The organism is Allobosea sp. OK403, assembly GCF_900113835.1.
Lineage (GTDB): Bacteria > Pseudomonadota > Alphaproteobacteria > Rhizobiales > Beijerinckiaceae > Allobosea.
In genome coordinates this window covers 83,660-97,201 of sequence record NZ_FOQV01000014.1, presented here as the reverse complement: position 1 = coordinate 97,201, position 13,542 = coordinate 83,660, and the positions used below count along the sequence as shown (strand labels likewise).

The window sequence follows — 13,542 nt, the reverse complement described above, 5'->3', positions numbered from 1 at the left end:
AGAATGTCGGCCGACCTGCTCGTGGCCACCCTTGTCGGGGCGGCGCTTCTCCTGTCCTTGCGCATTGCCGCGGCAGGCCAGCCCGAAGCGCCTGCCCTGACCGTCACCCTGGCGATGCCGGCGCACCGCGATTGGCCGGAGACCGTTCCGGCGAGCGGCTGGCTGAAGCCATGGCAGGAGGCGATCATCGCCTCCGAGACCAGCGGCCTTCGCATCATCGACGTGCTGGTCGAGGTCGGATCGGTCGTGAAAAAGGGGCAAGTCCTCGCCCGGCTGTCCCAGGATAGCGTGCTGGCGAGCCTGCGAAAGCAGGAGGCGGCCGTCAAGACGGCTCAGGCGACCCTGGCAAAGGCCAAGGCAAATGCCGACCGAGCCCGGAAGCTGCGTTCGTCCGGTGCCCTGTCCGACGAGAAGATCGCCGAATACATGGCCGACGAGCAGACCGCGGCAGCCGGCGTCGAATCCGAGGAGGCGGCGCTCGACAGCGAAAAGATCAAGCTCGAGCAGACGGTCATCACGGCAGCCGATGACGGCCTCGTGACCTCGCGCTCGGCGGAGCTCGGCGCGGTCATCTCCACCGGCACCGAACTGTTCCGTCTGGTGCGCCAGCAGCGCGTCGAATGGCAGGCGGAGGTTTCGGCGCGCTACCTTCCGCGTATTTCGGAAGGGTTGAGCGTCACGATCAATCGGGCCAATGAGGGCCCCATTCAAGGCCGGGTCAGGCTCGTGGGGCCTTCCGTCAGCACCAATACCGGCCGAACGATCGTCTATGTCGCGCTGCCCGCCGAGCTGCGTCCGCGCATCGGCCTTTACGTCACGGGCAGCATCGAGCTCCAGACCACCTCGGCCCTCACGGTTCCCGAGACCGCGATCATCTTTCGCGACGGGATCAATTACGTCTTCACGGCCGGTGAGGACAGGCGGGCGCGCAGGGTCCGGGTGGAAACGGGGCGCCGCAGCAAGGGTGAAGTCGAGATCCTGTCCGGGCTGGACCCGTCGTCACGGGTCGTGACATCGGGGGGCCCGTTCCTGTCCGACAACGCGCTCGTCAGGATTGTCGGAGCCGAATGATGAATTTCTCGGCATGGTCGATTCGCAAGCCGGTACCGGCGATCTTGCTGTTCGTGATGCTCACCTTTGGCGGCTTGCTCGCCTTCAAGCATCTCGCCGTCCAGAATTTTCCGGATATGGACCTGCCGACCATCAACATCGCCGCCGCGCTCGATGGCGCGGCGCCGGCGCAGCTGGAAACGGAGGTTGCCCGCATCATCGAGGACAAGCTCGCCTCGCTGAGCCGCCTCGACCACATCACGACGACGATCACGGCCGGATCCGTCTCGATCAAGGTTTCCTTCAAGCTGGAGAAGGACAGCAGCGACGCCTTGAACGAGGTCCGCAATGCGGTGGACAGCGCCAAGGCCGATCTGCCCTCGCAGCTGGAGACGCCGAGCGTCACCAAGGTCACCGTTCAAAGCTCCGCCCTGGTCACTTATGCTCTGCGCTCGACCCGGCTCAACGAGACCGAGCTGTCCTGGTTCGTCGACAACGACCTGGCCAAGGCCTTGCTGTCGGTGCCGGGGGTGGGGCAGGTCGGCCGCGTGGGCGGGATCGACCGTGAGGTCCATATCGATCTCGATCCCGCGACGATGGCCTCGCTCGGGGTCACGGCGGCCACGGTCACGTCGCAGTTGAAATCCGTCCAGGCGGACACCTCGGGGGGGCTCGGCGAGATCGGCGGCACCCGCCAGACCCTGCGCACGCTCGGCGCCGTGGTTTCGATCGAGGCCCTGAAGGGGCTCCGCATTCCCCTGGCCAACGGCCAGCAGATACGCCTCGACGACGTGGCGACCGTCACGGACAGTTTCGCGGATCGCGCCTCGCTGGCCTATCGCGATGGCCAGCCGGTGATCGGGGTCGAGATCAAGCGCTCGAACGGCTTCTCGGACACCGGCGTCGTTGCCGGTGTCAGGACGGCGATGGAGCGCTTCGCGGCCGCCCATCCCAATGTGCAGATCGAAGAGGCCTACAGCACGGTCGGGCCGATCGTCGAGAACTACAACGGCTCGATGCAGATGCTGCTCGAGGGCGCGATCCTCGCGGTGATCGTCGTCTGGTTCTTTCTGCGCGACTGGCGCGCCACGGTCCTGTCGGCGGTGGCCCTGCCGTTGTCGGTGATACCGACCTTCCTCGTGATGTATCTCGCCGGCTTCAGCCTCAACATCGTCACCCTGCTGGCGCTGTCGCTCGTCGTCGGGGTCCTCGTCGACGACGCCATTGTCGAGATCGAGAACATCGCCCGCCATCTCCAGATGGGCAAGCGGCCGATGGACGCCGCGCTCGAAGCCGCTGACGAGATTGGACTGGCTGTCATTGCCACCACCTTCACGCTGGTCGCGGTGTTCCTGCCGACCGCGTTCATGAGCGGCATACCGGGGCTCATCTTCCGTCAGTTCGGCGTCACCGCGGCCGTCGCCGTCCTGGTCTCGCTCGTCGTCGCGCGCCTGCTGACGCCGATGATGGCGGCGTATTTCATGAAAGCCCAGCCGGTCGAGCAGACAGATGGGCGCGTCATGCGTCTCTACATGGCAACCGCCAAGGCTGCCCTGAACCACAGGAAGACGACGGTCCTCGTAACCGCCGTCGTCATCGCGCTCTCGCTCTCCACCATTCCTTTCCTGAAATCGGGCTTTCTGCCTGCGTCCGACGACGCGCGGACGCAGGTCACGCTGACCCTGCAGCCAGGCGCCACCATCGAACAGATGGATGCAACCACCAGGAAGGCCGCCGGCATCATCGCCGGGTTGCGCGACGTGACGCATGTCTTCGCCACCGTCGGTTCAGCCTCCGCGGGCGGCGGTCCGGAGGCCAGCACCACCAAGAATGTCGGGACCGCCACGCTCGTCGTCAGCCTGAGCGCCATCAACGCGCGCGACCGCAAGCAGTCGCAGATCGAAAACGAGATCCGCCTGGCCCTCTCCGCTCTCGCAGGCGTGCGGATTGCGGTCAGCGGCGGAGGCAACGGCACGAAGCTCGACATCACGCTCGCCAGCGACGACGCCGCCACGCTGGACGAAACCGGCTCGGCGCTCGAGGAGCAACTGCGTATGCTGCGCGGCATCGGCGCGGTGACGTCGAGTGCGGCGAGACAGGCTCCCGAGATTCAGATCTCCCCCGATTTCGCCCGGGCGGCCGCGCTCGGGGTGACCTCCAGCGCCATTGCCGACGCCGTGCGCGTCGCGACGAATGGCGAGTATTCCGCCGCGCTGCCGAAGCTCAACCTGCCGCAGCGGCAGATCCCCATCGTCGTGCGCCTCGCCTCCGAGACACGCACGAAGCTCGACGAACTCAGGAATGTCAGGGTGGCGGGAGCCAATGGCAATGTCGATCTCGGATCGATCGCCGAGATCCGGATCGGAGGCAGCCCGTCCCAGATCGACCGCATCGACCGCATGCGCAACGTCACCCTGTCCATCGAGCTCAACGGCCGCATTCTGGGGGATGTCAACGGCGAGGCGCAGGCGCTGCCGGCGCTGCGGCAATTGCCGGCGGGGGTCACCCTCGTCGAGCAGGGCGAGCTTCAGCGCAGCTCGGAGCTGTTCCAGAGCTTCAGCCTGGCCATGGCGATCGGCGTGTTCTGCATCTATGCGGTCCTCGTCCTGCTCTTCCATGATTTCCTGCAGCCGCTCACCCTGCTGATGGCTCTGCCGCTTTCGCTGGGAGGCGCATTGCTGCCGCTGGTGGCGACCGGAACCAGCTTCTCGATGTCGGTCGTCATCGGGCTGCTCATGCTCATGGGCGTGGTGACGAAGAATTCGATCCTCCTGATCGAATACGCCATCATGTCGCGCGCTCAGGGCATGGCCAGGTTCGAGGCCCTCATCGATGCCTGCCACAAGCGCGCGCGCCCCATCGTCATGACCACCATCGCCATGGGGGCGGGAATGCTGCCGGTCGCCTTCAGCCTGACGGGCGGCGATTCCAGCTTCCGCCAGCCGATGGCCATCGTGGTCATTGGCGGCGTGGTCACCTCGACCGTCCTCAGCCTTCTCGTCATTCCGGTTATCTTCACCTTCGTCGACGATCTGCTCCAGGCGCTCAAGCGGCTCGTGCTTGGAACCGGGCCACGCCGCGAGACCACGCACCCGCAGGCACGGGCCTCCGTCACGCGAGAGGCAGACGCCTTTGAACCCGGCCTGCAAGGCAGGGGCGTGGCCAGGGGCGGCGACCTCCCGGCAGAGCGTATGCGTGAACGCCTCTGCGACGACGAGGCCAAGGTCTGACGGGCGTCTCCGACACGCCCGCCGAACTCGCCTTCCGCTTGTCGATGCCGGCGTGGCTCACCCCCTGCCTGCCGCACAGATCAGCGACCCGGATCCCGGAGCCCTGTTGCCGCAAGATCGTGATGATCTGCTCAGCAGAGACGCGGCGGCGCTTCATGGCTTGGTCCTCTCAACCGGTCCGAACGAACGTCAGGACGGATTGAGAGCAAGCGGCAATGCCGTTGCCGACCCCTGCGATGGGACGCCGAATCCAGGATCGGCTGCCGCGATCTCGCGCACGAGCTCTCGCAGTTCGGCGCAGAATTCGCACGAGCCTGTGGTCTGGACCGGTCCCGCTGGTAGGACGAGCCGCCCGACAATCGTCTCGGCCGGATGCAATGGCACGAAGACGATCCCGCCCGGGGCTCGGCTGGCGAGTATGCTCAGCTTGTCGAGCAGGGCTATGCCCGCGCCGGCCTCGACCAGCGCGCAGGCGACACTTGACTGCGAGACCTCTCCGACCGGCCTCAGTGAGATGTCATTCTGCTCGAACAGGCGGTGTGCCAGCGCGCCCAGGGGCAGCGCTCGGTTGAGACAAACCAAAGGCCAGGCTGTCAGCTCCTGGATGGTGAGGGATGGCCTGTCGGCCAGCGGATGCCCGCAGGGCAGCACGCACCCGAACTGCGAGGTACAAAGATCCTCGATGGTGATGCCCGAAACCGCGGCGGTCTCGATCAGCAATCCGATCTCGCTGCGGAAGGTGGCGACCCGCTGGGCAACGTCGCGCGCGCTCAGAACGTCGATGACAAACTCGACACCCGGCTTCTTCCGCTGGAAACGCGCGATGGCGCGCGGCAGGATGGAATTCGCGAAGGCCGCGATCGAGGCGATGCGCAGTGCGCCCGATCGACCTTCCCTGAGATCGCGCGCACGACGTCCCACCGCCTCCACGGACGAGACCGCCTGGACGATGTCGCCGTAGAGTATCTCGGCTTCCCGTGTCGGAAAAAGCCGCTGCTTCTGGCGGCGAAAGAGTACGAGGCCGAGCCGCTGCTCGATCTGCTGGAGTGTCCTGCTGACCGCAGGCTGCGAGACATTCAAGGCGCTGGCAGCCGCCGTGACGCTGCCCTTCTCGATGACAATGCGCAGAACGGCCAGTTCACGAGCATCGAACATCATAATCCAATCACATGAACTCAGTCGGTCTTTGTATTGGAGAACATGATCTGACCGCGTCAAGCTCGCTGCCGATCAAAGGCTGCGAGCGACCCATGAAAATCACAGAGATCCGCGGACACCATGTCGGCTTCGCGCCGTCGCCTGCGATCGGCAATGCGCGAACGATGATCCGCCGGCGAGACTTCCTGCTGCTCGAGATCGTCACCGACACGGGCAAGAGCGGCTGGGGCGAAGTGTTTTCCTCGCCGGATGCAGCCGCCGCTCTGATCCGCATGCGCTATGCACCGCTTGTACTGGGCCAATCGCCGGCGCGTTATCGCGCGCTTTGGGAACAGATGGCCGGCAATCTCGGCTACGACCGGCGCGGGCCGGCGATGATGGCGATTTCCGCGATCGATATGGCGCTATGCGACCTGGCCGCTCAGGACCTTGGCGTCAGCGTCGCCGCCATGCTCGGCGGCGCGCTGCGTGAACAGGTCTTCGCCTATGGCAGCGGCCCCTTCATTGTCGAAACACGCGATCCTTTCGCCCATTATGCGACGGAGGTGGAACGCTGCCTGGCGCAGGGATATCGAGCGGTGAAGCCGCGCGCTGGCGTCTCCCCGCGCGCCGACGGCGCGATGCTGGCATCGCTGCGCCGGCAGGTCGGTCCCGAGATCGCGCTGATGGTCGACATAAACCAGGCCTACAGCGCGCGTGCCGCCATTGCCTCGGCGCGGCTGATGGAGGCCTCCGACCTTCTCTGGATCGAGGAGCCGGTCGAGCCGGACGATATTCCAGGATATGCCGCCGTGGCGGCGGCCGTCACCACCGCCGTTGCCGGTGGCGAAGCGCTGGCGAGCGCAGCCGCCTTCCGCGATTTCCTGGTCGCCGGCACCCTGTCGATCTTGCAGCCGGACCTCACCGTCTGCGGCGGCTATACCGGCTTCCTGCGAATAGCGGCACTCGCGGCAGCCTTCGATCTGCCGATCATGCCGCATGTCTTCGGCACGATCGTCAATCATCAGGCCGCGCTTCAGATCGCCGGCCTGCTGCCGGCCCGGCGGGGCGGTGGCCCGGCCTCCTATCCCTATGTCGAGGTCGATGTCTCGACCAATCCGCTGCTCGCACTCCAGGGCGCGGTGAAGCCGAATGCCGATGGAACGCTCGACATTCCCGACAGGCCCGGCACGGGCCTCGATCTCACCGCGGAGCGATTGGAGCCTTGGCGCCGCGAGAGCTGGATCTGCCGCTAGAGCAGGATGCGAAAAAGTGGGCACCGGTTTTTCGCATTGATCATGATCTAACTCTTTGTTTTATCGTATTTTATTCTCGCGAACCGGTGTCTGCTTCGCTCGAAAATGCTCTAGGCGCAAGCCAATAAAAATATCCGAGGGGAAGGACGACCATGGACATCACGAGACGCAGCTTGGCGTTTGGCCTGACCGCGGCGACCTGCTGGGCCGCAAGCGCAGCGAGAGGGGCGGAATGGCCGGAGCGGCCGGTCACCTTCGTCGTGCCGTTTCCAGCGGGCGGCAGCACGGATGTTGTCGCCCGTCTTTTCGCCGAACGTTATGGCGAAACCCTCAAGCAGAACTTCGTTGTCGAGAACCGGCCTGGCGCCAACGGCAACATCGCGGCGGCCGCCGTCGCGAAGGCTCCGGCTGACGGCTACACGATCCTGGTCTCGGGGAATGGCCAGAATGCCATGAACCACTCCCTCTATGCGCGGATGCCCTATGATTCCACGAAGGATTTCGCACATATCTGCCTGCTGGCTTCCACGCCCAACGTGATCATCGTGCCGAGCGCCTCCGACATCGGCAGCTTCGACGCGTTGATCCGCCAGGCCAGGACCGCCAGCGAAGGACTTGCCTTCGCGAGCCCGGGCACCGGCTCTTCCGGCCACTTGTCCCTGGCCATGCTGGAGAATGCCGCCAATATCAAAGTCCGGCATGTCCCTTACCGTGGCGCTGCGCCTTTGGTCACCGACGTATTAGGCGGTCATGTTCCTGTCGGTATCGTCAACGTCGATATTCCGCTGGCCCATGTTCAGAGTGGCAAGCTCCGCGTCCTTGCCGTGACCAGCGCAAATCGCAGCGCGCTCTACCCGGACGCCAAAACCGTAGCGGAAAGCGGCTTTCCAGGTTTTGAGGCGCAAGGCTGGTTCGGGCTGTCGGCGCCGGCAAGGACCCCTCCGGCGATCGTCTCGAAGCTGAACCAGCTTGCCAACCAGTTCCTCCAGGACGGCAAGATGAAGCAGCGCTTCGCGGCCGGAGGTTACCTCTCCGGTGGCGGCACTCCGCAGGATTATTCCGATTTCATTGAAGGCGAGATCGTGAAATGGGCCGGCGTCGTCAGGGCCAGCGGGATCTCCATCGAATAGCTCGCCGGTTTCCAAACCGCTGTCGCCTTGTCTGGATCGCGATCGAGGACGGCGTCGCCCACGAGCCTGAGGACCTCGTCGATCATCATCTCGCCGCTGGCGACCTGGTGACCCTGTTCGACGCTCGTCCTCAGCCATGCCCCGCCCGCTCATTGTCCTGCCCTGTGGACATCCGGGCTGCGGGGCGCGAGCAGGTCGCGTAGCAGGCGGAGAACCGGCGCTTGGCCCTGGGCGAGGAACAGACGCCGAAGGGCATCGCATCGATCGTGATCTCGACGCCGATCCGGCTCCGCATCTGCGCCAGCGCCTGGGCGAGCTCGACGCCGCAGGGCCAAGGCGGCCGGGCTCAAGCGGCGGCGCGTCAAAGGCCTGGGCTGCACGATGTCAGGCCTGCGGCGGGCCTGGATTGTCTCGCGGGTCCGCCATGCTAGAAGCAGGGCGTGATCAAGCTCGCCAACACCCATGCCCGGCTCGTCGACACCCTCGGCCGGATGATCGCCAATGGCGAAATCGGCAAGGACGGGCTTCTGCCCCGCGAAGACGATCTGGTCGAGCAGTTCGGCTTGAGCCGGACGGTGGTGCGGGAGGCGACCAAGACGCTGCAGGCGCTGGGGCTTGTCGTGACGCGGCCCAGGATCGGCAGCCGCATCCAGCCGGTGGCGCGCTGGCGCCTGCTTGATCCGCAGGTCATGCAATGGGTGACACGCTCCGTGCTGACGCCGGGATTCATCCGCGACCTCCTCGACCTGCGTGCGATGATCGAGCCTTCGGCAGCCGCATTCGCGGCGGAGCGGGCGACGGCCGAGCAGCGCCAGGAGATTGCCGCGGCGCTCGATGCGATGTCCGCGGCCAGCACCAAGGCCAGCCATGTGCGGGCCGATTTCGCCTTTCACGAGGCGATCCTGCGGGCCTCGCATAATGCGCTGCTGATGCAGCTGGCGCCGGCGCTGCATGCCGTGCTGGAGGGCTCCTTCCGGCTGTCCATGCACGACAAGGCGCGGATCCGCGCCTCGATTTCGGTGCATCGGGAGGTCGCCGAGGCGATCATCGCGGGCGACAGCGCCGCCGCGCAGCAGGCCATGAACGGCCTGCTGCAGGTCGCCCGCCGCGACATCGAGCAGCAGACCGAGCAGGACAGCCGCCGCAAGCGGGCAGGGCGGCCCGCCGGCGCGGCCTCAGCCGATCAGCTTCCATAGGGTGAGCGAGAGCGCCGGCACATAGGTGATCAGCAAGAGCCCGATCCCGCAGGCGATCAGGAACGGCCAGCATTCGCGGAAGACCTCCCGCGCCGAGACCTTGGCGATCGAGGCGCAGATGAAGACCAGGATGCCCACCGGCGGCGTCAGCGATCCCAATACCGAATTGATCACGATGATCACGCCCAGATGGATCGGGTCGACGCCGGCATGGATCAGCACGGGTGCGAAGAGCGGCACCATGATCAGCATGATCGGCACCACTTCCAGGCACATGCCGGCGATGATCATCAGGACATTGACGAAGAGCAGCAGCTTCCAGACCTCGCCGCCGAAGATCTGGGTGGCGCCCACGACCATCTGCGGCACCTGCTCGGCGATCAGGATCCAGGCGAAGGGCACGGAGACGGCGATCAGGAAGCCGATCAGGGCGCTGTCGACCGAACATTCCACCATGTCCTTGTAGAAGGTCTTCCAGGTGAAGGCGCGATAGGCGAATTTGCCGAGCAGCAGCGACCAGAGCACGGCGATGACGCCGACCTCGGTCGCCGTGACGACGCCGAAACGCAGCAGCGTCAGGATCGCGATCGCCAGGCCGAAGGCGGGAATCGCCCGCAGCCCCGACCAGAACACCTCCGATAGGGTGGCACGGCGCTTGGCCGGCTCGTAATCGCGGCCGCGCGAGATGATGTAGACCGCCGCCATCATCAGCAGGGCAAGCAGCAGCCCCGGGATGATGCCGGCCGTGAACAGCTGCGCGACCGAGACCTCCGCCACCGCCGCATAGATCAGCATGGCGATGGAGGGCGGAAAGCAGGAGGGCAGGATCGAGCCCACCGCCGTGACGGCGCAGGCGAAGGCCGGCGAATAGCCGCGCCGCACCATCTCGGGCACCAGGATCTTGGTCGTGCTCGCGGCGTCGGCGCCCGAGGACCCGCAGATGCCGCCGAGCATGACGCTGTGGACGACATTGGCCTGGGCGAGGCCCCCGCGCCAATGGCCGACCAGCGCGCTGGCGAAATCGATGATGCGCGCCGACAGGCCTCCGGAATTCATCAGGTAGCCGGCGGTCAGGAAGAACGGGATCGCGAGCAGCACGAAGGAGCTGCCGCCGCCCACCATGCTGTGGACCGCGCCCGGCACGGGCAGCAGCACGGCCCCCAGATTGGCGGCGAAACAGGAAAACAGCATGGCAAAGCCGATCGGCACGCCGATCACCAGCGCCACGCCGAAGGCGATCGCCATGATCAGGCTGGGGCTGGTGCCGGCGAGCAGCGGCTCGAGGCGCGCATCGATGAGGACATAAGCCAGCCCCGCCAGGCCGATGGCGAGCGCCGGCGGCAGCGCGCTGCGCCAGCCCCGCTCGGGAATGTCGGAGGCGATCAGCGTGACCATGCTGATGGCGCAGGCGACCGGGATGCACCAGTACTTGACCTGGTTGGGCCATTGCAGCGCCGTGCTGATGCCGCCGATCGACTCGATCAGGTCCTTGCCGCCCAGGATCAGGGCGACGAGCGTGTAGCCGACGACGAAGTCGATCAGGAAGCGCGTGACGAGTTTTGCGAGCGGCGAGGCGGGTTCATAGAGGCCCGAAGCGATGTGGCGGCGGCCGCGATGGCCTGCCGCCATGCCGGTGAAGATCAGCCAGACGAAGGTCCAGGAGGCCAGTTCCTCGGTCCATGAGAAGGACGAGTTGAAGACATAGCGCGCGATCACGCCGGCGAAGACGATGATGACGATCGCGCTCAGCAGCAGGAAGCAGGTCAGATCGACGCCATGATCAAGGAGATCAAGGCACCGGCGCACGAGGCGACGGTCGGACATGCGGGTTTCCGGCACGGCGGCGATCGTGCGCTCGACAGACATGGCATTCCTCCCCGGGACGCTTCCCGCGCTCGTGGAGTGGCGCGGGGGCAGGCTGTTGACAGCCATTAATTCATACTATGAAATGATGAATGAGCGCGGTCAATCAATAGTCCTCGGAGCAACCGAACGACGCCCGCGCCGGCATCCCGGGAGGATCAGAGGCTATGGCAAAGACACTGCATCGGCGCGCCCTGCTGCAGGGCGCCGGATCGGCGGCCGCGTTCGCAATCGCCGGCGGCCCGGCACTCGCCGCGCCCAAATATGTCGCTCGCATGTCGATCGAGGTTCAGGAAGGCCACCCGAAATTCGTCGCCGTCGACCGCTTCGCCAAGCTGGTGGCGGAGCGGACCAAGGGCGAGGTCGAGATCAAGGTCTTCCCCAACAGCCAGCTCGGCGGCGAATTGGAGACCGCCGAGGGCATCAGGCTCGGCTCGATCCAGATCGGCCTGGTGACGAGCTCGGTCCTGGTCAATTGGGTGCCCGACGTCCAGGCCCTCGACCTGCCTTTCATCTTCCAGAACGACGCCCACGCGATCAAGGCGAGCGGGCCGCTGACCGAGCAGTTGAAGCCCAGATTCGAGGCGCAGGGCTTCCATCTGCTCGGCTTCAGCGTCAACGGCGCGCGCGAGCTCATCAGCACCTTCCCGATCGAGAAGCCCGAGGATGTGCGCGGCAAGAAGATGCGCGTCATCCAGAGCCCGCTGCATCTGGAATTGTGGAAGGCTTTCGGCGCCAATCCGGTGCCGATCCCGGCTCCGGAAATCTACACCTCGCTGCAGACCCGGGTGGTGGATTTCTGCGACAACACCACCACGAACTACAAGACCTTCCGCTTCTACGAAGTCGCCCCGCATTTCACCAAGCTCGACCACATCTATGCGCTGGGCAGCTGGATCGTCGGTATCCGCTGGTGGCGCAGCCTGCCCAAGGAGCACCAGGCCGTCATCGAGCAGGCCGCGCGCGAGATCCAGCCCGTCATACCCGAGCTTCTCGCCAAGACCGATGAGGAGGCGCTTGCCTTTGCCAAGGCGGAGGGCCACGCCAAGATCGTGCTCATCGCGGACAAGCAGCCCTGGCGGGCCGCCACGGCCAAGGTCTATGAGCAGTTCGTCGAGAAGATACCCAACGGTCAGGAATTGGCGAAGCTGATCGGCTCCCTGCAGTAGACCTTTGACTTGAACCTTGGCTTTGAAAGGCCGGAGTCGGGTTTTACGCCCGGCTCCGCGCATCGCACATGAAGATCACCGCACTTGAGACGCTGCGCCTCGAGGAATTCGGCAACCTCATTTTCGTGCGATTGCACACGGATGAGGGCATCACCGGCCTCGGCGAGACCTTCATGGGCCCCAAGGCGGTGGAGGCCTATCTGCACGAAACCGTCGCGCCCAAGATCATCGGCCGCGACCCGCTGCAGATCGAGGCGCTCAACGCCCTGATCGCCGGAAACTATCTCGGCTGGCGCTCTTCGGGCACGGAGACCCGCGGCAACTCGGCCGTCGACCTCGCCCTCTGGGACATCTTCGGCAAGGCTCACGGCAAGCCGGTTTGCGAGATGCTGGGCGGGCGCTCGCGCGATGCCATCCGGGTCTACAACACCTGTGCCGGATACAAATACATCCGCGACGCCAGCGCCCAAAAGGTCGCGAACTGGCATGTCGGCGAACAGGGCGGCCCCTATGAGGATCTCGAAGGCTTCCTCCACCGCGCCGACGAGGTCGCCCATTCCCTGCTGGAGCAGGGCATCACCGGCATGAAGATCTGGCCGTTCGACATCGCGGCCGAACGCACCAACGGCTTCGACATCTCGCCTGGTGAGCTCAACACCGCGCTCGAGCCGTTCCGGAAGATCCGCAAGGCCGTCGGCGACAAGATGGACATCATGGTCGAGTTCCATTCGCTCTGGAGCCTGCCCATGGCCAAGAAGCTCGCCGAGCGCCTGGCGGAGTTCGACACCTACTGGCACGAAGACCCCTTCCGGCTCGATAATATCGGTGATCTCAAGGAGTATGCGCGCCACTCCAAGGCCTGGGTCTGCGCGTCGGAGACCTTGTCGTTCACCCATGCCTTCCGCGAATATCTCGAGACCGGCGCGGCCGGCGTCGTGATGCTGGACCTGTCCTGGTGCGGCGGCCTCTCCGAAGCGCGCAAGATCGCCGGCATGGCGGAGGCCTGGCATACGCCGATCGCGCCGCATGACTGCACCGGGCCGGTCGTCTACATGGCCTCCTGCCATCTCTCGCTGCACGCCCGCAATGCCTTGATCCAGGAGAGCGTGCGGGCGTTCTATACGAGCTGGTATCCCGAACTCGTGACCCATCTGCCGGTGGTGGCGAATGGGGAGGTCAGGCTCGATCTGACCCGCCCGGGCCTCGGCCTCGAATTGCTGCCCGATCTCGACAAGCGAAAAGACGCAGTCCAGCGCATCAGCCGATAAGGCATAAGGTGGCGCTTGGGCCACCTGAACGTTTCTTGGCGTCAGCGCGGGCCTCGCACTGCGACTGCGCGAACGAAGCATGGCGGCCACCCGGACCCAGGCTGGTGGCTTGGCCAGCAATGTCCTATCGGCTTGGCCAAGGGATCGGCGAACGGCGCGCGGCCTGCTGTAAGGGGCGCCCGGCGATATCGTCAGCGAGCATCGCGAAATAGTCCGCGACGATCGCGTCGTTCTGCTCGTTGG

The 13,542-nt window shown here is 65.5% G+C and carries 10 protein-coding genes; 7 read left to right on the top strand and 3 right to left on the bottom strand.

What is annotated here, in order from left to right; translation table 11 throughout:
- Positions 1-3 precede the first annotated feature (3 nt).
- The gene (locus BMZ97_RS27725) at positions 4-1,071 is read left to right on the top strand and encodes an efflux RND transporter periplasmic adaptor subunit (RefSeq protein WP_092177564.1); all 1,068 of its coding nucleotides are present in this window, start codon (positions 4-6) and stop codon (positions 1,069-1,071) included.
- Positions 1,071-4,280 carry an efflux RND transporter permease subunit gene (locus BMZ97_RS27720; protein ID WP_092177562.1) on the top strand — a complete coding sequence of 1,070 codons (3,210 nt, stop codon included), beginning with the start codon at positions 1,071-1,073 and terminating at the stop codon, positions 4,278-4,280. The genes BMZ97_RS27725 and BMZ97_RS27720 overlap by 1 nt, the downstream gene beginning before the upstream one ends.
- A 189-nt stretch (positions 4,281-4,469) precedes the next feature.
- Here the strand turns inward: BMZ97_RS27720 and BMZ97_RS27715 are convergent, their stop codons facing one another.
- Entirely contained in the window at positions 4,470-5,435 is a 966-nt protein-coding gene (locus BMZ97_RS27715; RefSeq protein WP_175525778.1) for a LysR family transcriptional regulator, read from the bottom strand.
- Between the two features lie 95 nt (positions 5,436-5,530).
- On the opposite strand from BMZ97_RS27715, the gene BMZ97_RS27710 reads away from it, so the two are divergent.
- On the top strand, positions 5,531-6,673 hold the full coding sequence (locus BMZ97_RS27710; RefSeq protein ID WP_175525777.1) for a mandelate racemase/muconate lactonizing enzyme family protein: 1,143 nt from the start codon (positions 5,531-5,533) through the stop codon (positions 6,671-6,673).
- A 152-nt stretch (positions 6,674-6,825) separates the two neighbouring features.
- Positions 6,826-7,803 (top strand): Bug family tripartite tricarboxylate transporter substrate binding protein, encoded by a 978-nt coding sequence (locus BMZ97_RS27705; protein ID WP_092177556.1) that lies wholly within the window; start codon positions 6,826-6,828, stop codon positions 7,801-7,803.
- Between the two features lie 130 nt (positions 7,804-7,933).
- On the opposite strand, the gene BMZ97_RS31420 is transcribed toward BMZ97_RS27705, so the two are convergent.
- Complete coding sequence (locus tag BMZ97_RS31420; protein WP_175525776.1) at positions 7,934-8,098, bottom strand: hypothetical protein; 165 nt, start codon at positions 8,096-8,098, stop codon at positions 7,934-7,936.
- A gap of 145 nt (positions 8,099-8,243) precedes the next feature.
- Between BMZ97_RS31420 and BMZ97_RS27700 the strand changes: the two genes are divergently transcribed.
- Complete coding sequence (locus BMZ97_RS27700) at positions 8,244-8,999, top strand: FadR/GntR family transcriptional regulator (RefSeq protein WP_092177554.1); 756 nt, start codon at positions 8,244-8,246, stop codon at positions 8,997-8,999.
- Here BMZ97_RS27700 and BMZ97_RS27695 read toward each other — a convergent pair.
- Positions 8,979-10,865: a TRAP transporter large permease gene (locus BMZ97_RS27695; RefSeq protein WP_175525775.1), complete on the bottom strand. Its 1,887-nt coding sequence runs from the start codon at positions 10,863-10,865 to the stop codon at positions 8,979-8,981. The genes BMZ97_RS27700 and BMZ97_RS27695 overlap by 21 nt on opposite strands.
- Positions 10,866-11,029: 164 nt before the next feature.
- On the opposite strand from BMZ97_RS27695, the gene BMZ97_RS27690 reads away from it, so the two are divergent.
- Together BMZ97_RS27690 and BMZ97_RS27685 are read left to right on the top strand one after the other, a co-directional pair.
- A complete protein-coding gene (locus BMZ97_RS27690) occupies positions 11,030-12,031 on the top strand; it encodes a TRAP transporter substrate-binding protein (RefSeq protein ID WP_092177550.1) in 1,002 nt (333 codons plus the stop codon).
- Between the two features lie 68 nt (positions 12,032-12,099).
- Complete coding sequence (locus BMZ97_RS27685; RefSeq protein ID WP_092177548.1) at positions 12,100-13,299, top strand: mandelate racemase/muconate lactonizing enzyme family protein; 1,200 nt, start codon at positions 12,100-12,102, stop codon at positions 13,297-13,299.
- Positions 13,300-13,542: the final 243 nt, after the last annotated feature.